Annotated in this window: 18 protein-coding genes and 1 pseudogene; 9 read left to right on the forward strand and 10 right to left on the reverse strand. The window is 44.2% G+C overall.

What is annotated here, in order from left to right; all coding sequences use genetic code 11:
• Positions 1-8 precede the first annotated feature (8 nt).
• The 3 genes from BK127_RS33515 to BK127_RS33525 form a co-directional block, all read right to left on the reverse strand.
• Positions 9-863, reverse strand: a complete 855-nt coding sequence (locus BK127_RS33515; RefSeq protein ID WP_256711562.1) for an ABC transporter permease — start codon at positions 861-863, stop codon at positions 9-11.
• 220 nt (positions 864-1083) lie between these two features.
• Positions 1084-2721 (reverse strand): extracellular solute-binding protein, encoded by a 1638-nt coding sequence (locus tag BK127_RS33520; RefSeq protein ID WP_076236444.1) that lies wholly within the window; start codon positions 2719-2721, stop codon positions 1084-1086.
• Positions 2722-2872: 151 nt separating this feature from the next.
• Complete coding sequence (locus tag BK127_RS33525) at positions 2873-5242, reverse strand: helix-turn-helix domain-containing protein (RefSeq protein ID WP_179097695.1); 2370 nt, start codon at positions 5240-5242, stop codon at positions 2873-2875.
• 167 nt (positions 5243-5409) lie between these two features.
• On the opposite strand from BK127_RS33525, the gene BK127_RS33530 reads away from it, so the two are divergent.
• Complete coding sequence (locus BK127_RS33530; RefSeq protein ID WP_256711563.1) at positions 5410-6291, forward strand: AraC family transcriptional regulator; 882 nt, start codon at positions 5410-5412, stop codon at positions 6289-6291.
• Positions 6292-6321: 30 nt separating this feature from the next.
• A complete protein-coding gene (locus BK127_RS33535) occupies positions 6322-7317 on the forward strand; it encodes a phosphotransferase family protein (RefSeq protein ID WP_256711559.1) in 996 nt (331 codons plus the stop codon).
• Between the two features lie 23 nt (positions 7318-7340).
• Here the strand turns inward: BK127_RS33535 and BK127_RS33540 are convergent, their stop codons facing one another.
• Positions 7341-7724, reverse strand: coding sequence for a DoxX family protein (locus BK127_RS33540; RefSeq protein ID WP_076236447.1), 384 nt, complete (start codon positions 7722-7724; stop codon positions 7341-7343).
• 139 nt (positions 7725-7863) lie between these two features.
• Positions 7864-8772, reverse strand: a complete 909-nt coding sequence (locus BK127_RS33545) for an AraC family transcriptional regulator (protein WP_076236448.1) — start codon at positions 8770-8772, stop codon at positions 7864-7866.
• Positions 8773-8914: 142 nt separating this feature from the next.
• Between BK127_RS33545 and BK127_RS33550 the strand changes: the two genes are divergently transcribed.
• The 3 genes from BK127_RS33550 (at position 8915) to BK127_RS33560 (ending at position 12692) form a co-directional block, all read left to right on the forward strand.
• A complete protein-coding gene (locus tag BK127_RS33550; RefSeq protein ID WP_076236449.1) occupies positions 8915-9703 on the forward strand; it encodes a sugar phosphate isomerase/epimerase family protein in 789 nt (262 codons plus the stop codon).
• Between the two features lie 17 nt (positions 9704-9720).
• A complete protein-coding gene (locus BK127_RS33555) occupies positions 9721-10329 on the forward strand; it encodes a hypothetical protein (RefSeq protein ID WP_076236450.1) in 609 nt (202 codons plus the stop codon).
• A 134-nt stretch (positions 10330-10463) separates the two neighbouring features.
• Positions 10464-12692 (forward strand): ATP-dependent helicase, encoded by a 2229-nt coding sequence (locus BK127_RS33560; protein ID WP_076236471.1) that lies wholly within the window; start codon positions 10464-10466, stop codon positions 12690-12692.
• On the opposite strand, the gene BK127_RS33565 is transcribed toward BK127_RS33560, so the two are convergent.
• Positions 12680-13813, reverse strand: a complete 1134-nt coding sequence (locus tag BK127_RS33565; protein ID WP_076236451.1) for an FtsW/RodA/SpoVE family cell cycle protein — start codon at positions 13811-13813, stop codon at positions 12680-12682. The genes BK127_RS33560 and BK127_RS33565 overlap by 13 nt on opposite strands.
• 200 nt (positions 13814-14013) lie before the next feature.
• Between BK127_RS33565 and ytaF the strand changes: the two genes are divergently transcribed.
• Positions 14014-14622 (forward strand): sporulation membrane protein YtaF, encoded by a 609-nt coding sequence (gene ytaF / locus BK127_RS33570; RefSeq protein ID WP_076236452.1) that lies wholly within the window; start codon positions 14014-14016, stop codon positions 14620-14622.
• A gap of 258 nt (positions 14623-14880) precedes the next feature.
• On the opposite strand, the gene BK127_RS33575 is transcribed toward ytaF, so the two are convergent.
• Genes BK127_RS33575 through BK127_RS33585 form a run of 3 tightly spaced genes read right to left on the reverse strand, consistent with a single transcriptional unit; the run spans position 14881 to position 17060 of the window.
• Positions 14881-15840 carry an aldo/keto reductase gene (locus BK127_RS33575; protein ID WP_076236453.1) on the reverse strand — a complete coding sequence of 320 codons (960 nt, stop codon included), beginning with the start codon at positions 15838-15840 and terminating at the stop codon, positions 14881-14883.
• Positions 15841-15875: 35 nt separating this feature from the next.
• Complete coding sequence (locus BK127_RS33580) at positions 15876-16271, reverse strand: MerR family transcriptional regulator (protein ID WP_076236454.1); 396 nt, start codon at positions 16269-16271, stop codon at positions 15876-15878.
• Between the two features lie 51 nt (positions 16272-16322).
• Complete coding sequence (locus tag BK127_RS33585) at positions 16323-17060, reverse strand: SDR family NAD(P)-dependent oxidoreductase (protein WP_076236455.1); 738 nt, start codon at positions 17058-17060, stop codon at positions 16323-16325.
• Between the two features lie 130 nt (positions 17061-17190).
• Between BK127_RS33585 and BK127_RS33590 the strand changes: the two genes are divergently transcribed.
• On the forward strand, positions 17191-17781 hold the full coding sequence (locus tag BK127_RS33590) for a TetR/AcrR family transcriptional regulator (protein ID WP_076236456.1): 591 nt from the start codon (positions 17191-17193) through the stop codon (positions 17779-17781).
• Here the strand turns inward: BK127_RS33590 and BK127_RS45120 are convergent.
• Positions 17764-17835, reverse strand: a pseudogene (locus BK127_RS45120) (hypothetical protein); the annotation flags it as partial. The gene BK127_RS33590 and the pseudogene BK127_RS45120 overlap by 18 nt on opposite strands.
• Before the next feature lie 622 nt (positions 17836-18457).
• Here BK127_RS45120 and BK127_RS33605 point away from each other — a divergent pair.
• Complete coding sequence (locus BK127_RS33605; RefSeq protein ID WP_076236458.1) at positions 18458-19609, forward strand: hypothetical protein; 1152 nt, start codon at positions 18458-18460, stop codon at positions 19607-19609.
• Between the two features lie 12 nt (positions 19610-19621).
• The gene (locus BK127_RS33610) at positions 19622-21358 is read left to right on the forward strand and encodes an ATP-binding protein (protein WP_076236459.1); all 1737 of its coding nucleotides are present in this window, start codon (positions 19622-19624) and stop codon (positions 21356-21358) included.
• Positions 21359-21500 lie beyond the last annotated feature (142 nt).

Below are 21500 nucleotides of genomic sequence, written 5' to 3' on the forward strand. Positions count from 1 at the left end.
AACTCCTCTCACCAAAGGCTATTGTTGTTTACTTTACGACTGATATAGTTAGCCGTTATTAAGAGCACCAGATTGATCATGGAATTAAACAATCCGACTGCCGTACTGAAGCTCCAGCTGAATTCCAGCAAGCCTTTTCTATAAACGAATGACGAGATGACATCAGCGGTTTCATAGGTCGTAGGGTTGTAGAGCAAAATAATTTTCTCAAATCCGACATTGAGCAGGTTGCCCATCCGTAGAATAAACATAATGGCGATCGTCGGCATCAGGCCTGGCAGTGTAATATGAAGCATCTGCTTAAAGCGTCCTGCTCCGTCCATTCGTGCCGCTTCATACTGCTCCTGATCGATACTTGTGAGTGCTGCCAAATAGATGATCGATTCCCAGCCAACCTTTTGCCAAATTTCTGAAACAATGTAGATGGACCGGAACAACTGGGGCTGCTGCAGCATCGATTGCTCATTCCCGCCAAACAACGCATACAGCGAATGAATGACACCTCCGGTGTTGGTAAAGTCCTTGACCATTCCACAGATGACGATCATGGAAATAAAATAAGGCATGTAAGTGACTGTCTGGACGAAGTTTTTGAACACCTTGTTGCGGAGCTCGTTCACCAGCAGGGCCAGAATGATCGGTGCTGGGAATTCGAACAGCATCGAGTACACGCTGATCAACACGGTGTTGAGTAGAATGCGCCCGAAATAGTAGCTTTCAAAAAATGAAATAAAGTGGGTAAATCCAGCCCACTCACTGCCGAGTATCCCTTTGGCAGGGCTGTATTCCTTAAAAGCGATACTGGCCCCATACATCGGAAAGTAATGAAAAATAAGATAATAGGCTATAACCGGAATCATCATGATATACAAATATTTATTGGCGGCGAGATCCCGTATAAACCGTGATTTTCCTCGGGGAATGGCATGGCCTCTGTGCAGGATTTTTTCGGTATTCATACCGGATCGGACCGGCTGTTCCTGTTTCATCAAGCGGTCGCTCTCCTTTTCTATGGTGGATGCGGGGCACCCGAATTCAGCCTGATGCCCCAACATGATGGTGTTTGTGTGCTATTGTTATCGCTTATCGTTTCTTGTAACGATCCAATGCCGCATTCTGAATTTCTACCGCGCGATCAATACGTAATGTTTTTAATTTCTCGACATATTTATCGAAGTAATCCAGTGGCTCTGATCCCAAAATAATTTTTAATGAGGCTTCGTCTACTAGAGTGTTGACGTCATTCATGATTTTGGCCATCTCGGTTGCTTCCTGAGGTGTAGGAGAAACGGGAGGAAGACCATATTTGTCGTTGTCTGTATTTTTCCATACTGCCAAAGCGTCCTTCTGCTGCTTCAAAGTTAAATATTGCTCAATATAACGTTTGTCCTGGATGAAGGTACCGCCGTAGCTGCCTCTAAAATACAGCGACATCGCCTGGGCAGGTGCCAGCTTTTCAGGATTATTCATAATCAGATCGGTATACTTCGGATAGCCGTTCTCCAGATTGTAGCTGACCACTGGCGTACCGAAGTTAAAGAAGAGGTGACCTTGCTCACCGTAGCCGTAATCAAGCATTTTGACAGCAAGCTCGGCATTTTTCGTTTTGGCGGAAATCGCAACATTACCGGTTATGGAGGTAAAGGCAAAATCCTTTTGACCGAATTTGGGTTTATCGCCCTTCTTCATGACCGGATATGGAGCGGCAATCAAGTCAGCCTTCGGGTCTTTGGCCTGCAGGGCAGGCAGCCATTTGCCGATACCGCTGCCTGCGTTGCCGATCATGGCACCGCTTACACCTGAGGTAATATTGGCATCCAACGCTTTGCTGTCCATACCAGGGAAGTTTTTATCGAGCAGTCCTTCTTCATACCACTTGCGGAAGGTTGCAAGAAATTGCTTGTATTCTGGCTGTGCAGGTCCAAATTTGACCTGATTGTTATCGATATAGAACAGCCGATGAATACCGAAGGCGCCTATGAAGGCTCCATTGTATATGCCTTCCATCGCTCTCGGCTTGCTTAGGAAGGAGAGAGGAGCTTTACTTCCTTTTTTCTCCTTAAATGCCTTCAGCGTCGTGTACCATTCATCCATTGTTTCCGGAACGGGCAGTCCAAGCTCATCAAGCCAGTCCTTGCGCAGCATGGTACCCTGATAAACCATCAAATCCTCGTGATCTCTTATAAAAGGAAACACAAAGTAGCTGCCGTTATCGGTTTTGACCATTTTATCGACATCAGGGTGATCCTTTAAATATTTTTTGAGGTTAGGAGCATGCTTATCGATCATATCATTGAGCTTCAAAATGTAGCCGTCATTGATCGCTTTTTCCGGTCCTCCGGGAAAGCCGCTTAGCCAGTCATATTCAACCATATCGGGAAGCTCGCCGGATGCCAGCATTACGTTAAAAGCTTCTTTGGATTGGCCGGTAGCAGGCTGCGTAAATTTCAGCTTCACTCCGGTTCTTTTTTGCCATTCTTGGAAAAAGGGTACCTCATTCAGGTTCGATTTCAATCCGTTGAGATTGGCATTCATTTCTCCCCAATATTGCAAGGTCGTATCGGTTTTGATCGGATACGTAGTTCCCGCTGTACTCGGTGCGGTTCCCGGTGCTGTCGCTCCCGGCTTGGCAGGCTCAGCTGGCTTCGAACAGGCTGCAAGCGTGCCACCGCTTAATACGACAACAGCGAGCAGCGACGAAATACGTGAGCTTTTTTTCATTAGTAATGACTCCTCCTTATGGTTTGTTCTACTCTGATTATCCGGGAGTCTGAGTGAAATCGATATGGCGTATACTTGCAAACGGATGAACGGTTTGTACCCGTCCGTAGACGATTGTTACAATCGGATGAATGATTGTTGCGATTAGGACTTAAACCAGGTTCATTTCCTTGAAAGCTCCTGGGGTAATACCTTCGATTTTTTTGAAGGTTCGAATAAAAACATGAACATCGTTAAAGCCGGATACCTCGGAAATTTCGCCCACAGTCAGCTCCTTTTGCAATAGTAGCTCCTTGGACCTTTCCACTCTTGTTTTACTAATAAAATCGATTAAGCTTTGGCCTGTCTGTTCCTTAAAGAGCCTGGCTATATAAGAGGGCTTCAAATCAAACAGCTGTCCGATCAGGGAGTTGTTCAGATTACGATCGCGATAATTAACATTGACGTAATCGATCACATCCTGAATGAGCAGCATATGCGTTTTATACCTCGTTTCCATGGAGGCAAGCTTGCGCTTGGCCGACGTATGACTGCATATTTCCTGGAGCGCTTCTGTCAGCAGCGATTGCAGCTCTTCGATCGTTTTACTGGAATGAAGCCGGTCCAGTGCAGCCGCGTCCCGGGTGAAGCTGAAGGTGCCAAGAGCACCGATGTCATCCACGGTTTTGATCAGTGTGCTCATCAAATTAAAAAGTAAATATTTACGAAGATGGACATGGCCGGTAACCTCGGAAAAATTGTGCTCGATGATGGAATCCATCGTGATTTTGGCTTGATCATAATCACCCGCCTTCAGGCAATTCATCAGCTGCTGCTCCAGCTGAATCGGATAGAAATAATCGGTACCCTGTCGTTCAGTCCTCAGGCTGGAGCGAATATCCTCGTGTGACAAAATCGGACTGCTGCCCATGACCAGCTTGTATTCCATCACATCCAGCGCTTCTTTATAGGCGATCGGAATATCGTTCAAGGTGGGGTGAGAGCTGCTGATGGAGATGGTAGCATCAATATGGAATTTTTTTAAGAGAAACTCACGGGCTTCTGTGGCAATTTGGCGTAGATCATTGGCATCACCGGAATCATGCTCAGTCTGTCCGCTGAAATTAATCAGGCAGACCATCAGATCATCGGCTTCGCATACATAGCCGAGGTGAGTTTTGCCGGCCAATTCCTCGACGACATTCGTAATAATGAAGCGCAGCAGCTTCATTTTCTCATTGGCTGTCTTCTGATCTAACCGTGATAAAAACTTATCGATATCGTTCAAATAAAATACGAGCACGGCAAACCGGCTGGATTGAAAATCGATGCCATAGGCCTGAACAATATGTTCAACGGGCAGGGGGGCGTCCAATAGTCCCTTGAGCAGCCGATTTAGAAAATTGGAGCGGAATAACTGATTTTGCTGCTTGAGATGCAGCCCGATTTTATCCTTTTCATCGATGGTCTCCATGAAAACATGCTCGATGTACTGAAACTCGTTGTCGTTCCGGCTATAGGAGACACCGGTTTGCGCTGCCACCGAGCGGAGCAGGCGATGCAAGGGACCGTAGTTTTTGAGGAGCAGGAAATAAGTCAGGATACTCCCGCCTGTCAAACTTATGACAATACTAACAATCGTCAGGTTCCGGACATAGCGGTCCTTTTCCCAGAAAAGCGTACTTGGAATGAGCGATACATAGGACAATCCGGAAATACTGGATTCAGCGTGCATCACCTCATACTGTTGGCCATCCTGCGCTTTATAAGCAAATTCGACTTCCTTCGAAATGTGTAAGCGCTCTATTTGCGGAAGCTGGATATCCGTGTCGGGTGAGTTGGATACCAGAATCGTATTGTTGTCATTTAACACATACACTTGCCCACCACTAAACAACCGGATCTTGTCGGTCATATCAAGAAACTTGGCAGCATCTATGAGGATGACACAGGAGCCGACGCTTTGTTCATTAGGTCCCGCTGGAAAAGAGGTGATGAACGCAACTGCCGGCTTCAAGGAACCACCCTGGCTTTTTATTTGCATGGGAAGAAAGCCATGATAGTTTTTGCGCTGCATAATCGACAGCCACTCCTCATAGCTCATCGATGGCGAGCCACCGTGAAGGTCCTCAAAGGCAAATTTGGAGTCTCGGTTTGTACCCGGCAATATTACGGTATTTTGCGCAGCCCAATAAATATAGAAATTGTCCACGAATGGATAGGACGCCTTGAATAACCTCAGCTCCTCCGAGGTTTCGTACACATCGTAGACGTAGCTGTTATTCGCGTATTTGTTGGAATACATCAACGATTGCACCATAGTATGCAGGGACAGCTCCATATTGAGCCTACGGACATTTTGCAGCTCGTGGTCCATATTATCCCGCAATTGGGCAAGCAGGGTGGCATTGGCTCTATTAATTTCACCACGCAGCGTTTGCCCCGATTCCTGATTCACGGCAAGACTAACCAGAATGGGTAAAAATAAAATCGAAAAATAAGATATAATCCAGGTTAATATAATGCTACGGCGTTTAGACAACCTATTACGAAATGACACAGCCGTATCCCTCCCAGTGGTCGTGGTGTCCGTATTTGTATGCGTTGTATCGTTCAGTATACAGGATTTTAACGCTCACCAATGTAACTCCATTGTGGTAAAATGTTGTTGGATTGATATTTTTGGGAGGGAATACCTTCGTGAACAAAATGGAGTATATTGCACTTGGTCCGGATCACTGTACATTTACTTTTAAAAAGCAAACAGTCGGCGATTTCCCTGGATATTATCATTACCATCGGGGGCTTGAGTTTTATTATGTGCACCAGGGTAAGGGCCATGTTGTGCTGAATCAGCGCATTTATGAGCTGCAGCCGGGTAAACTGTTCATTTATCGTCCTTATCAGCTTCATAAGCTGCACGTAGATACCGATGAAGCTGAGCCCTACACACGCAGTATCATCTTGTTTGAGCCGGCTGTTTTTGAGTTATATGTCAAACCATATCCCAAGCTTCACCAATTATTTATGAGTTTGTGGAAGGAGGAGCAAGAGCTGCAGGTGTATGAGCTGAACCCTTTTCACGACATGTTGATCCCGGTTATGGACCATTACGCGCAGCGGCTGCGGGATACGAAGGATGGCGAGAAGGCACCTGTATTTGCACTGCTCCTGCTGCAATTGCTGGAGACCATTCATCCCTTGTGGAAGCAGGGCACGACGCTTAGCAAGCTGAGACCGAGAACGCTCAAGCATTCGGAAACGATCATGGAATGGGTGGAGGAGCGATATGCAGAGGAGATTGGACTGGAGTGGATTGCGAGCAAGCTTCACCTGTCCAAGCATCATGTATCCCGATTATTCCGCAAGGAAACAGGAAGCAGCATTACCGAATATATTGCTAACAGACGAATTCGACAGGCTTGCTCACTGCTGGGCAGCACTTCTTTATCGATACAAACGATCGGACAGCGGGTTGGGCTTCACAACACCTCGTATTTTTGCCAGCTATTTCGAAGCATGACGGGAGTTTCCCCACAGCGCTTTCGTAAAGAGATCGATCCGTGGCATGATTTGGGAAGCAAGGGATAGAGCCTATTTGAGGGAGAAGGTGGTTGGAGTATGAAAGAAGCGGGTGAGATTATGAAAGAAGGCTGGGAAAGAGCGGTGTCGCCCCTTTCTCTTGACCTGAGGCAAATGAATGAAATCGTCAGACCTGCCTTTGGGGGCAAACGGGTCACCTCCGCTGAACGCATAGGAGTCGGATGCAGCAATTTCAACTACAAAATCCAGCTGGAGGATAGCGTCGATTCGTACCTGGTTCGTATATTCAGTAGGGGAAAAGAGGTTGCAGATAAAGAGCTGGCCATCGCACAGCTCGTTCGGCAAACCTTATCTGTTGCTGACTTCCTCTATGCCGATACAAGCTGCAGCGCGTTCGATAAACCGTGGGCTGTGCAGGAGTGGAAGGAGGGATTTTTGTTAAGCGATGTGTTTAAAAACGGAACCCTTGCTGAACTCACATCGGCCGCAGCCTCAGTCGGCACCACGCTTGCCAACATCCATAGCTTTGAGTTTCCTGAATCGGGCTTTTTTGACAAGGAACTGAAGGTGACTCAGCCATTCAGCATGAACGGCGAGCGGTTTCTCTCATTCATCGAACAAAGCCTCTTTCATGAACCATGCGGCAAATGGCTGGGCGATGAGCTTACACAAGCGGTATGGTCCTACTGCCAAACCTATGGCCCTTTATTGACGGATAGCCAAGAAAGGCCTGTCCTTGTTCATTCGGATTTCAATGGCTTGAATATATTGATGCAGCATGGGCCAACAGGATGCTCGGTGTCAGCCGTTCTAGATTGGGAGTTCGCCTTTGCCTGGAGTCGGTACGTGGATATTGCCAACATGCTAAGGTATGAACAGGAGGGCTCAGCCTTTGAACAGCATTTTATTCGAGCCTATCAGGAGCAAGGGATGGTGCTGGAGCCTAATTGGCGGCTGCTTGCCAGGCTTGAGGACCTCGTTGCCTTGTGCGATATGATGAACACCTCCACCCTGGATACCCCTAACCGAATGAGTGATCTGAGGAGCTTGATCGTCGGAACCGTCCTGTCCTGATATGAATCTGTTGGCAGCCTATCCTATTGTGCGACAAGCTTGCGGCTGGACGGACGCAGTGCCCACGACGCGATGACCAGTGCCAGGAAGACGAGCGGTTGGGCGGTAAGAGCAAGGCCGTCACCCGACAATGCATGGGATGCAGCCGCACCGCTGAGTTCGAAGACAAAGCCTGCGTAAGCCCATTCCTTCAAACGCGGAAAGCGCGGGATCACGATAGCAATAACACCCAGCAGCTTCCAGACACCCAGAATGGTAGCTATATAGACGGGATAACCGAGCTGGTTCAATACGGCCACCTGCTGCTCGCCGTGGGTGACGAACAGGAAGCCGCCGATGACGAAGCTTGCTGGACCGAATATCGTGGTTACCCAATAAAGAATCGTTTTCATTTTTCCATTTTTCATTGTGAAATCTCCTTTCTTACCTGATTAATTGTATTCAATCCTATAGCTCGAGTTTATCATAAAACATAGATTTGGGTTTCTTGTGGATTGCTAACAAAAAGGATGCAGCGCTTAGTAAGCGGCATCCTTTTGTGTCTGATCAGGCATCTTTATGTTTAATGGGAATGTAGATATCCATTTGTGCATCTGGCTTGTCGGGGTGACAGCGTTCATCGTAAAGCTCGAACTCCGGTGTCCCGGCGTGCTCGTAACCGGAATGCGGAAACCATTCCGCGAAAATCGATTTCCATGTGCTTTGAATGGAGGGGGAGAACTGATCATGCGGAACTCTCGGTGTTGTAAACACGGCATATTCGGCGGACATGAACTCGCGGCATACCAGGCCGTCGGGCACCCCTTCGAAATGTTCAGCCTCCATGCCGATCAAATACGTGAAGGTTCCCGAATCCATATCGAAGCTGTGGCAAATCCCAAGCTCGACAGGGCTATCTTGATGGATGCGGTTCGGAATGGACCTGGACCAGCCGTTCTGAAGATATTGCTGCCAAAAAGCCGGGATTTGCTGCAGGTTCTCCCCATTATTGGTTGAAGTACGAATCTCATAACCTACAACTTTAAAAGCAGGTTTGGTGATGATGCGGTATTCCATACGAATGCCTCCTAAATAAGGATTGTACTTACGTTGAAGCACGTTCAGCTTTGAGTACTTGGGTGGTCGGATCCCTTTCTTGCGGTAATCGGTCGGCGTTATTTCGAACATGCGCTTGAAGGCACGAGTAAATGTTTCATGATTGTGGAATCCGTTCTCCAGCGCAATGTCTAGCATCCGTGCATCTGTGTAGGCTACCTGATAAGCAGAGAGCGCCAATCGTCGTTTGCGCACGTATTCCATCACCGTAACCTCCGCCATGGATAGGAAGACGCGATGAAAATGATAATCGGAGAGCCTCGCAACCTGCGCCAGTCGCTCCAGTGACAGCTCCTCGGCTATATGTGCCTCTACATAATCGATGGTCGCTTGAATCTGTTTCAGATAATCTTCCTTCATGCGATCGGGTGGCCTCCCTTTGTCTCCATTCTAGACGGTATTCGCGTTTACTTCTTGATAATTCTTGCTATATTTGAGTTGAAGGACAAGATAAGGCAGCAGCTGTTATAATAGGGTTAGTCCTGATCGAGGAGGGATTCATATGAAGCTCGGAATGCCTACATTGGTACAATACACTTCCATTGCTGAAAATGTCCAGTTGTGCAAACAACTAGGTTTGGATTTTATCGAATTAAATATGAACCTGCCCATCTGCATACCCGAAAATTTAAGCTGTTCAGAAATAAGAACCTATCAAGAACAATACGGCGTGGAGTTTACGATACATCTTCCCGAAGAATTGGATGTATCCTCCTATCACCCTTCAATAAGGAAGGGACACTTGGAACGCTGCAGACAAGCGATGGAATGGGCTCATTTATCAGGCATCCAAACCTTGAACATGCATATGAATAATGGGATTTATTTTACCCTACCGCAGACAAAAGTCTGGATCAATGAGCAGTACGAATCCAATTTTAGGGAATTTCTTCAAGATTCGTATGCAGAGCTTTATCAAATAGCTGCAGCCTATGATGTAGCCTTATGTATTGAGAATACAGGCAATTTTCAACTTCCTTATATTCGAAAAGCTCTTGACCAGTTAAGTGCTTTCGATAACTTTTATTTGACCTGGGATGTTGGTCATGATGCCAAAGCGGGCTTTGCAGAGGAATCGTTCTTCGCTCATTACAATAATCGCATTCAACATATGCACCTGCATGATTATAATGGCAAGTCAGATCATCAAGCTTTATATACGGGCATTGTGCCTATAAATGACAGATTGGAATTTGCCCGGACCCATGATTGTTCGGTCGTTATTGAAGTGAAAACGAGTGATTCCTTGGCACAATCAGTATATAATCTAAGGCAAAATGGATTTCTATAATAAAGGAGACTACGACGATGGGGTGGGGTGAAATGCAGCTAATACCGAATGAATATAATGATGAATTTAGATCCATTGACGAAACAATCCTGAGACTTCTGAATGAACGCAAGCTTCTTGCAAACGGCAAACGGTACTTTCCAACAAAAGAAATTATGGAGGAATGGGCGACAAGCTATGAGTTGGACATTCCCACAATCAGTTGGCTGATGCACAGTCTTAATGAGAGAAGCCAACCCAAGATGCCGAATGAACCAGGTGAACTGCTGAGTGTATTGCCCATTATGAAAAAGACGGTTGTCGATGGCTTTGAATATTCTTTGACACATGCCATGCAGCATAAGAACGCAAGTATTGTCTTTCTGGAAATTGAGCAAGTACAAGGTGAAGAAATGAATGGTCATGTTCGCCCGCAATTGCTGCTGGAAGTAAAAGGGAATCAGGAATACTATGTTCGTAGAAACGGCTCCCACGGCGGCGGGGGACAAGCTCAGGTACGCTTTATGGTCACGCCGCCGCTACCTAATAATATCAACGAATGCAGCTTAGGCTTGATTCCATATGCAGCTCCCATGGAGTATCCACCTAAGGAGATTATTTTGGATCAAGAGGTTGTTTTTGAATAAGATTCATTTACCTTTATCATTTCGATTCAGGATAATGCTATAATCAGGCATATAAGAAAATGCATAATGACCACTGAAAGTATAAGGGATGTACATGTTCAGCAAGGGGTCTTTTGAAAGGGAATATCACGATCATGATTAAACAGGAAGATTTTTTTGTCCGCAAGCATAACGAAATTGGTGTGTCTCTCAGTGAAATTCAGAAGCAGGCGGTCCGGCAAACGGAGGGTGCCCTGCTTCTTTTGGCGTCGCCGGGATCGGGGAAGACGACTACGATTATTATGAGAATCGGCTATTTGATAGAGGAAAAGCGTGTGCATCCATCACGGATCAAGGCCGTTACCTTCAGTCGAGCCTCAGCGGCGGATATGAAAGAACGGTTCAAACGATTTTTCCCTGAGCTCCCGCCTGTCGATTTCTCTACCATTCATAGTTTGGCCTTTGAGGTCGTTCGTGAGCATTTTCGTAAAACGAGAATAGCCTATCATTTGATTGAAGGGAATATGGAGCATGAGGAGCAGGGGAAAACGAGGATGGATGGGCTGCCGCTGCACAAAAAGCTGATCCTACGAGACCTGTATACCAGACTCCACAACGAACCGATTACCGAGGATCAAATGGAGGAGCTGACCACCTACATCAGCTATATCAAAAATAAAATGGTTCCTGAAGAATCGTGGCCGCTGGTCAAATGCGAGGTGCCCAAAGCGGATCGGATCCTGTGGGAATATGAGCGGTTTAAACGAACAGGTACCGACAAGCTGCTGGTCGATTATGATGATATGCTGACACTATGCAATGAGATTATGGAGAGAGATCGAGAGCTGCTGAAGAAATATCAGCACAGGTATGACCATGTATTGACCGATGAAAGTCAGGATACCTCGATGGTGCAGCATGCTATTATCGAAAAGCTGGTGCGTGAGCATGGCAATCTGTGTGTAGTCGCGGATGATGATCAATCGATATACAGCTGGCGTGGTGCGGAGCCGTCATATTTGCTTAACTTTAAAGAAGCTTATCCGAAGGCTGTAACGCTGTTTATGGAGCAGAATTACAGGTCCTCTCAAGATATAGTCAGTGTGACCAATCAATTCATTAAGCGAAATCAGAATCGGTATGACAAAAATATGTTTACAAGCAATCCTTCACACAAACCGATTCTGATCAGGAGCTTTGCCGATTATCAATATCAGGTGAAGTACCTGATTGAACAGGTTCAAGAGGTCGACAATCTGCGGGATGTAGCCATTTTGTACCGCAACAACGCTTCATCGGTCATTTTGATTAATGAATTTGAGCGGGCGGGCATTCCTTTTTATATGAAGGATCACGATCTGCGTTTCTTCTCCCATTGGGTTGTGAAGGATATTTTGAATTTCATGCGGATGACCTTTACGGACAAGCGTGCCGATATTATGGAAGCTATTCATACCAAAATCAGCGGGTACATTACCAAGCAGCAAATGTCCGTATTAAAGGAGATCAACAACAACGAATCCGTCTTTGATAATTTGCTGAATCACGTAGAGCTGCAGGATTATCAGCGAAAGATTTTGCTGGAGTGCAAGGAAACCTTGGCTCAGATGAAGGATATGCCGCCGCTTAATGCTATCCAGGTGATACGCACCAGACTGGGTTATGAGAAAGCGATTGAGAAGCTGAGTGAGCGGCTCGGATTCCGCAAGGATACGGTGATCGGGATTCTGAACACGCTGGAAGGGATCGCCACCACCTTGGACACGATGACCGATTTTGCCCAGCGTCTGAAGCATCTGGAGTCCGTCATGAAGCAGTCCAAGTTCCAAAGGGAGGACAATGTTATCACGTTCTCGACCTTGCACAGCTCCAAGGGTTTGGAATTTGAACGGGTATATATGATCGACCTGATAGATGGAATACTGCCCTCCTCTGAAGATATCGAGAAGCAGTCGAAGGGGGATTTGGCGCTTATGGAGGAGGCAGTCCGCTTATTTTATGTAGGCATGACACGAACCAAATCGCAGCTGGAGCTGATTACCTACAAAGAGCGTGATGGAGAGAAGGTTAGCGGGTCTCAATTTGTGACGGCCGTTCAGCATATCCTGAGTCCTCCCAAGCCGATCTCTCCCCAAGATAAATCTGTGAAACAGGTCAAGCGCAAATCCGATATTCCCGACAATCCCAACGCGATCAAACGTAAGGCGGATCTGGGCGTAGGGCAATTTGTAAAGCATCGGGTTATCGGTCATGGGGAAATTACGAGCATCGAGGAGGATCGGGTACACATTCGTTTTAAAACGGGAATTAAAGCTTTATCGATCACCATGTGTATGGAGCTTGGCGTGTTGGAGCCGGCGGATGGAACTCCTCAGTCGGAGTAGATTCTTTCCGGAGTCTGATGGATTTTAACGCTTAAAACCAGGCCCATCGAGATCATATTTGTCAGTAGTGAGCTGCCTCCATAGCTGATAAACGGCAGTGCAATGCCTGTTAAGGGCATTAACCCGATATGCATGGCAATATTCTCGAAGATTTGCAGCGTAAACATCGATATAACACCTATGACGACGTAGGTACCTTCTAATTCTGAGCGATTGATCGCGATTCGGATCATCCTGTATATCAAAATAAAATAGAGCAGCAGCAGCGCGGAGGCACCAAGAAAGCCGAATTCCTCACCGATAACAACAAAGATCGAGTCAGCGTAATCATAAGGAATATATCCTCTGTGCACCAAGGTACCCTTTTGATAACCATCTCCTGTCAGCTGCCCGGCAGAGATAGCCTTGATGGAGTTTACGACGTGCCAGCTATTGTCAGGATCGTTTTTGGGGTCAAGGAACGTCTGAATCCGCTGCATTTGATGCGGCTTCACGATTTTGGAAAACAGCGGAGATCCGGACAAGTAGAGCGTTGTTACTCCTGCGACAATAACACACACGGTAACAAGGCCTATAATGACGTGTGTCAGACGAATATTGCCGATCCAGATCATACCTACAAATATAGCAACAAATACAATCGAGGTTCCAAGGTCGGGCTGTTCAAGCACAATGAAAAAAGGAACGAATACGATAGCGGCCATGGGAAGGAGATCCTTGAATAAATGCAGGGAATGACCTTCTCTTTTTTTCATCCATTTGGCGAGCAAGACAATAACGCAAATCTTCATGATTTCCGAAGGCTGAAAGGCCATAAATCCGATGTTCAGCCAACGTTTGGACCCATTGATATCCATCCCTTTAGCCATAACTAACAGGAGTAGGATAATGCCAATGACGTAGATAATGATCGAGAGATGATTGACAATGATTCTGTAGTCGATAAGGGCAACACCGATCATCACAATAAAAAGCACACTGAAGGTAACGGCATTGTTAATATGCAGTCCATTGTAGCTGGTTCCCGCAGTGGCACTGAATATAACAGCCGTACTTATGATGAGGAAGCTGAATAAGACCCATAAGATGGGCTGATCCAGCTTTTTTAATTTTTCTTTCATATGATCACTCCGTCAAACATGATGTTGTGGTGCAAGCTCCTAGATGCTCCTGATCCCTGCCAAGAGAAGGCATGGCTATTTCCTTATACCGCTGGCAAGCCAGTTTACGGGGGCGTGATGTCCCACAAGCAATCACCATTTGGGCTGGGCGGCATAAGGTAGGAGAAGGTATTCATTATGGATGAAATGGGGGCATCTACATGCATTGGATTTCTATTATCTTCATTGCTTTAGCTTCCAATCTGGATAATCTTGGAATAGGTATCTCATTCGGCATCCGCTCGACCAGGATACCGGCATTATCCAATGGGATTATTGCGGTTATTACGATGCTGGGTACCTATGTGTCCGTAACCCTGGGAGAATATATGACAGCCTACATGTCCGGGTTTGCAGCTAACCTGTTGGGTGCATTCATGATCTTGTTTATCGGGTTTTGGGGTATAGTAAGCAGCCGTCGGCGTGCGCAGGCTCCCGAACCGTCTGCTGCTGGCGGCCATAGTCTGATTGATGTTATCCATCAACCTGCAACGGCTGACGTTGATCTGAATAAAGTCATTTCGTGGAAGGAAGCATTAACCTTGGGCTTGGCTCTGGCCTTAAATAATATGGCGACCGGATTTGGAGCTGGAGCGACGGGTGTCTCCCCTCTATGGACGACAGTGGCTGCGGGATTATTTTCAATTGTATTTATTAGCTGTGGCACGCGGATCGGCTTGATGGCTGCCAAAACCTGGGTGAGCCAATATGCTGATCTGATCGGTGGCGTCCTGTTAATTCTTATAGGTATTTACGAAATGGTAGCGTAAGCAATACACAGACTGGTAACGGCCCCGCTGTATGGTTGTCGAGGGCATAGCTTTCAGTATACCGCCGCCGATGGGGGATGTACAGTACTTAACGGATTTCAGCCAGGCAGGGATAGGAGAGCTGCTGTACAGCAGTGGCGATATGGGATTTTGTTGAAATTGAACAATCGTCGATGAATATTTGAGAGGGAGGCAATCATGCTGAAAGGCCGCCACGATATGACGGCCGATCGGATAGAGGGTTGTTCGGAGGCGTGCTTAACCTGCTGTATGCAGCCGATGCAGCTGATCCTGAGTCAGCCGGATGTTGAGGGAATCGAGATTCTCCTGAAGCTGCTCCGGCTTGCTGGCTGCGATGATGGATAGGGTAGTCGGGGTACTCTGGAGGAGCCACGCCAGGACGATTTGATTTAGGGTGCCACCGGTTTCCTGGGCTACTTCGGATAAGACGCGGAGTCTTGCTTGAGCATCCTCACTCTCATACTGCTTCTGAAGCGGCGCATCGCTGCGGGTGTAGGAACCATTAAGTAAAGGTGAATAGGCTAGAAGAGAGAAATCATCATGGGTTTGACAATAGTTCAACAGCTCGTCATTTGCACTGATTTGGACACCAAAATCCGCACCAGGCTTTGGCCGAAGATACGTATATCTTTGCTGTATGCAGCTGTACGATGCCCAATGATGGGATTTGCTAATATTCCGTGCTTTCTCTACTCGCCACGTATGATGGTTGCTGCAGCCTAATGCTCTAACTTTTCCCGCACGGACAAGCCTATCGAATGCTTCCATCGTCTCTTCAAGCGGTGTATTGACATCATCAATATGAGCGTAATAGAGATCGACATAATCGGTCCCGAGCCGTCTCAGGCTTCCGTCAATCGCTTGTTCAATGGCCTTGCGTGACAAGCCTTCCATACTCTCAAAGCCGCCACCTGGAATCGTCGGTTGGGCGCCTACCTTGGTTGCGAGAACGATATGCTCCCGATTTCCCCGATCCTTCAACCATTGACCCAGCAGCAGCTCGCTTTCCCCGCCCGAGCAGCCTTCATTCCAAAATGCATAATTATTGGACGTATCCAGAAAGCTGCCGCCAGCATCGACATATTGATCGAGCAGTCGATAAGAGGTTTCTTTATCCGTACGAGATCCGAAATTCAAACATCCCAAGCCGAGAGCGCTCACTTGTATCCCTGTATTTCCTAATAACAGCTGCTGCATCCAAAAGTCTCCTTCGTAAAAATGAGTGATTGAGGTCAGCCCGTTATCGGTTTCTTTTCATGCTGCGACATTTCCCATGAACGGTAATATCCGATTTTATCACTTAGCAGAGCAAGGGTAGTTTGCAGCTCCTGATACTGCTCAAGCAATTTACGCTCATGAGCTTCCAATAATACGCACCGATCTGAAATAGTGGAATCCCCTTGACGGACTAAGCTGGCAAATTGCTGCATCTCGGCGATCGGCATCTCGGTAGAACGCAAGTGAATTAACAAAACAATCCACTCAATATCATTCTCCTTATAAGAACGCCGCCCGTTAGGTGTACGATGGACCGGATCCATCAGACCGATTCGTTCATAATAACGAAGCGTATGTACACTTAAACCCGTTCGGTCAGCAACCTGCTGAATCGTTAATTCCATATCCATAGTAAATGGCCTCCTCATAAATGGATCATACAAGTTAGAGCGCGCTCGAAGTCAAGCGTATAAATTTTCAATGAGTGCTCCTTGTGTAAACCGATCACCTAATAATAGCTTTTTGATTTGTTCTGCCGCAAATTGCGGGGTAGTTAGCATCCCCTTGTCTTTGACCTGATTGAAAAGAATAGAGGAAGCAAAGGTTTCCTGGTCGGCATTTCTCGCCTCTTCCTGAAGATGCGTGTCAATCATTCCCGGCCAGACAGATACAACCTTCACCGCGTTATCCTTGCTGCCTTGTTCAAGAGCGACCGAGCTTGAGAACACATCCAACCCGGCCTTGGCAGTCGAATAACAGCTCATGCCTGGAACGAGATGCTTGGCAGATGCGGACGAAATATTTAATATTCTTTTATCTATGGGCAAATGGCTGGAATGATGTATGAACAATGAGGTTAAAACGATGGGGGCCAGCAGATTAATGTGGATATTGTGGATGATTTGATCTACAGGGCTGTTTTCAATGGGAGCCAGTGGGGCAACGACGGCCGCGTTATTGACCAAATAGATGGATTCCGCCTTGACTGGATCGATCTTATCAAAGATGTTTTTCATGACCGCTTCAATTCCATGTATATGATTCAAATCAAATTGGATATAATCGAGACCCTTTCTTGCAGCTAACGTTTCGTTGGACGTTCGGGAAATACAAAAGAGATGATGTTCGTCAGAAATCAGCTGATGGGCAAGCGCTTCGCCAATACCACGGGATGTACCTGTAAGTATAAAGTATTTCATAGTTCAATACCTCCATTAATTAAATAACTGATCAGTCAGTTTATTTATATGATATAATGGGTATTATTGTCAAGTCGTCGATTAGCCGAAATACGAGATACATATTTTTTTACGATCCGGGGTGATTCACATGGCGCGAACTGTTAATGAAAAGCTGAGGGAGGAGCGGCGCAAACAAATCATGGATGCCGCAACTGCGATGTTTTCTCGGCAAGGCTTTGCAGAAAGCACGATTAAGGACATTGCCAAAGAGGCAGGCATTAGTCATGCGTCTGTATTTTTATATTTTGCGAACAAAGAAGACTTATTTCACAAGGTGGTTGTGGAGCACCTGGATGCAGCGAAGAGAGCGTACCAAGCGGAATTGCTTGTGGAAGGCCCGCCTTTATCCAAAATCTACGTGCTTATTGAAGGACAGATTGAACGTCAATTAAAAAACACCAGCTCTATCAGTCTGATTCAGTATGTAGTTGGATATCCTGAAAGGTTTCCGGCCTTGGCAACTGATTTAAAGCAGTTTGTTGCCGAGTTTGTCGATACGTTGATTCCGATCATTCAAGAGGCTCAGCAGCTGGAGCAAATTCAATCCGGTGATGCCTATTACATGGCATGGTCATGGTTTTCTTATATTAGCGGTATTGGTATGTGTCATATGGAGTATAGCGAAGAGGGGTGTAAGGCGCTGGCGACGAATGGGTTGCGGTTATTTGGGCCGAAGTAGAATAATGATATGATCTAACATCTCTATGCCAATGATTTCGCCTGCACTCAAGAGTCTTTTGGTTAATTCAAAGTCTTCAGGAGAGGGATTAGTATCTCCACTCTAAAGATTATAAGCACAAATCAAAGGGCACTGCAACGTTTGATCGCGTCTCTTCCAGCAAGTCGAATGCATCTTTAGGACTTTGAATGGTTGTTTTCTCATGGTTAGGGATAGTAAGTGTTTTAACCACTTTTAACATGGCCGTCAATTAACGGGCTTTGCCTATTCCGATTCCTTTTATGTTCTTTAGTTGCTTCTCCGATACGTCCATTAACTCTGCTGTTGCAGGGATCTGAGCAAATAGCTGTTGAATCGGGTAACTGTCGGTAGGCCCCCGCAAGTATTCTGAAATCAGTCCTTTAAGTTCCTCTTTGCGATAGTTGCTTATAATATCAGCCTCCGAATATAAAGTGGGAAATAAAAAAACGGACACGCTTTATCGTGTCCGGCCTATATCCATGAGTGCCTCTCGCGAGGATTACCTATCATGCATAGTATCAAGGGTATCTTGTGCACTATTGAGTTTGCTTATTTCAATAGGGTATTCGACCTGTTTTTTTGTTTTAAAAAAGGAAAATAGAGGAAAATGTCGAATTAGTAACCAATGTATTTGTAATCTGTTGGAGGGGATAAAGTGGAGAATCATGCTGATGTTCTTGAAGATGATTTTGACGGTGGGTACTACGCCATAAAAGGTTTCCTTTACCAATTTGATTCGACCTTAATTACTATATTTAATAATCCGAAAAGTGATGTTAAGTTCGAACAAGTTCAGGATATTTCTTACGAAGATTATGTGGTACAAGTTAAACATAAAGAAACCCAAGTTTACTCAAACAGTAAGATCAGAAAACCGATATTGCAGTTATTGAACTTATTTCAAAAAAACAGTGGCAATAAATACTCTTTATATTGCTATTTTAAAGATATGCCAATACAAGAAAAGATATTGAAATTAAGTGAATTGGATAGCATTTTAGGAGTAGAAAAATCGAAATATAAACGCTCATTAAAAATTGAATTTACCAAAAACTTTGTTGTTAAATTTACAAATGATTACAGATCGCAATTTCTTGAAACCATAGACTTAATAAAGAAATCATTTGACTGTAAAAACAACGAGACAGCAATTTATTATCATTCTATCTTTCGTTCAAAGCTTATGGAAATGACAATACAAAATAGAATTGAAAGACAGTTAAATGTAAGTTTGCTGCACTCTTTTCTAAATGATGTTAAAAGCGTTATTTTTCATTCAGCTTACTCTGATTTTCTTAGCAAAGAAAAGTATGAGTCTACTATAAAAAAAAGATTCTTTACAATAAAGAAATTGAACATAGATAACTATGAAAGATTGTTTATTATTCCAGTTGATGAAAGATGTAATGAAATTGTTTTGCTAACAATAGTAGGAAGGATATTTCAAAAATTTTATCGTCCTGATAAATCACCATCCCCATTTGTTGTATTCAAAGACATCAGTGCTGAAAAATTGAAGTTAATTAAGCAGACGTTGATTGATAGAAAAATAATGTTCAATGATGGAACATATTTTAATGGTGATAAATTTAGGATTGAAAAATTAACAGCAATCGAAAAAGATGTAATGGTCAAGATAGTGGAGTATAAAGACCTTGAAGAGGTCATGTCTACTATTTCATTTCAAGAGGTCTACCATTTTTATCTAGATGCTTCCGCATTTATAAGTGCGGATAAGTTGGAGAGGTCTAGACATTATCAAATAGAAATTGATGAAGTTGAGCAGATAATTAGAATGATAACTTAGGAGGAGTATTTTATGGAACAATTTGTAGTAGATACAAAACTAGCAAGAGTAATTTCGGTACTCCCTAATAAAATAAAAATTGAAGTTAGTGATATTGAAAGGTTCAAGTTGGAAAGTGATAAGTTTTCTGTTGGTACTTATTTAAGAGTGTCGGACAGCGAAGATTGTGCATTGATATGCATTATTGAAAACTTTTCAATTCAAAAAAATGAAAAAGGTACCAATGAATATATATTGGAGGCAATGCCTATCGGATTCCTAGACTCTGATGGTGTTTTTACAAGGGGAGGAAACAATATAGCAATACCTCCAACAGATGTTGAGCCTGCTAAGATGTCAGAGATTCAAGCTATTTATGAGGCTATTGAAACCGAAAAGAGATTCTGTTTTTCCTCTTTATCTCAGGATGTCAGTATTAAAGTTCCGGTGAATGGTAATAAGTTTTTTAATAAGCATATTGCGGTTGTTGGCTCAACTGGTTCAGGGAAATCACATACAGTGGCAAAAATTTTGCAGAATGCTATAAATGAAAAGAATGATGGTGGATACCAAGAGCTAAATAACTCGCATATAGTCCTGTTTGATATTCATTCTGAATATTTTTCTGCCTTTCCACAAGCTAATTATATTGACATTGAGAATTTAGTTCTACCATATTGGTTAATGAATAGCGAAGAACTGCAAGAATTATTTATAGATACAGAAGCCAATGATCACAATCAGAGGAACGTATTTAAGGAGGCTGTGGTACTTAACAAAAGAAAACATAATCCTTCCGTCAATCCAAAACATATTACATACGATGCTCCTTATAAATTCAGTATTAATGAAGTCTTAAACTATATTCAAAACAAAAACAACAATCGGAAAAATAAATCTAATAAAATCGTTTGGAAAGGTCCTGATGAAAAAGAACTTGAGATAAATCATGACAATGTGAACCTACTGTTTGAAGGAATATTAGAACCAGCTTCTAGTGCCACTTCTAATGGGCCTAATCATGGTGATTTTTTGAATTTTATATCAAGGATGGAGAATAAACTTAATGATGAAAGGCTAACTTTTCTTCTAAAAGATAGGGCTGAGACGATTGAATTTAGAGAGGCGATTACTCAATTTTTGGGATATGACGTTAAAAATGATGCGGGTACACAAAGTTATAATATAACAATTATTGATTTAAGTGGCGTACCTTTTGAGGTTTTGAGTATCACTGTATCACTGATTTCTCGCTTATTATTTGAATACGGGTATCATTTTAAGAAAAGTTTTAGTGAAGATTTTGACAAGACACCGTTATTACTCGTTTACGAAGAAGCACATAAGTATGTTCCGAAAATTCAATCTGCAAAGTACAATTCTTGCAGAGTTTCAATAGAACGTATAGCAAAAGAAGGAAGGAAGTACGGTGTTTCAGCAATGATAGTTAGTCAGAGACCGTCTGAGATATCAGAAACGATTTTTTCTCAATGTAATAATTTTATCGCTATGCGCTTAACCAATCCTGATGATCAAAATTATGTTAAACGTTTATTACCAGATAATTTAGGGCCTCTTACAGATTCACTTTCAACCCTAAAAGAAGGGGAGGCAATACTAATTGGAGATTCAATTGTGATGCCATCACTTGTTATTATAGATAGATGTGAGTTGACCCCTTCATCTAATGATATAAATTACTTGCAAGAATGGAAGAAGCCTTGGGTTACTGTACGTTTCGAATCCTTAGAAAATAGTTGGATAAAGTGAAGAAGTGCTGTGAGTAAACATAGCCATTGTTTTGAATAGTTGATTTAGGGGAACAAACTTATAACTATATAGAATGAACTAAAGATTTTTATACACGAAGAAGAAGTCGGTCGATCACTTCAAGTGGATGTTGATTGATCCG

Source organism: Paenibacillus sp. FSL H7-0331 (genome assembly GCF_001956045.1).

Coding starts and splice junctions, on each gene's coding strand:
- BK127_RS33550 (WP_076236449.1), top strand. CDS start 8,915: ATGAAGCTCGGAATGCCTACATTGGTACAATACACTTCCATTGCTGAA.
- BK127_RS33610 (WP_076236459.1), top strand. CDS start 19,622: ATGGAACAATTTGTAGTAGATACAAAACTAGCAAGAGTAATTTCGGTA.
- BK127_RS33515 (WP_256711562.1), bottom strand. CDS start 863: ATGATGATTCCGGTTATAGCCTATTATCTTATTTTTCATTACTTTCCG.
- BK127_RS33560 (WP_076236471.1), top strand. CDS start 10,464: ATGATTAAACAGGAAGATTTTTTTGTCCGCAAGCATAACGAAATTGGT.
- BK127_RS33540 (WP_076236447.1), bottom strand. CDS start 7,724: ATGAAAAATGGAAAAATGAAAACGATTCTTTATTGGGTAACCACGATA.
- BK127_RS33580 (WP_076236454.1), bottom strand. CDS start 16,271: ATGGATATGGAATTAACGATTCAGCAGGTTGCTGACCGAACGGGTTTA.
- BK127_RS33545 (WP_076236448.1), bottom strand. CDS start 8,772: ATGAAGGAAGATTATCTGAAACAGATTCAAGCGACCATCGATTATGTA.
- BK127_RS33585 (WP_076236455.1), bottom strand. CDS start 17,060: ATGAAATACTTTATACTTACAGGTACATCCCGTGGTATTGGCGAAGCG.
- BK127_RS33565 (WP_076236451.1), bottom strand. CDS start 13,813: ATGAAAGAAAAATTAAAAAAGCTGGATCAGCCCATCTTATGGGTCTTA.
- BK127_RS33555 (WP_076236450.1), top strand. CDS start 9,721: ATGGGGTGGGGTGAAATGCAGCTAATACCGAATGAATATAATGATGAA.
- BK127_RS33575 (WP_076236453.1), bottom strand. CDS start 15,840: ATGCAGCAGCTGTTATTAGGAAATACAGGGATACAAGTGAGCGCTCTC.
- BK127_RS33535 (WP_256711559.1), top strand. CDS start 6,322: ATGAAAGAAGCGGGTGAGATTATGAAAGAAGGCTGGGAAAGAGCGGTG.
- BK127_RS33530 (WP_256711563.1), top strand. CDS start 5,410: ATGGAGTATATTGCACTTGGTCCGGATCACTGTACATTTACTTTTAAA.
- BK127_RS33520 (WP_076236444.1), bottom strand. CDS start 2,721: ATGAAAAAAAGCTCACGTATTTCGTCGCTGCTCGCTGTTGTCGTATTA.
- ytaF (WP_076236452.1), top strand. CDS start 14,014: ATGCATTGGATTTCTATTATCTTCATTGCTTTAGCTTCCAATCTGGAT.
- BK127_RS33590 (WP_076236456.1), top strand. CDS start 17,191: ATGGCGCGAACTGTTAATGAAAAGCTGAGGGAGGAGCGGCGCAAACAA.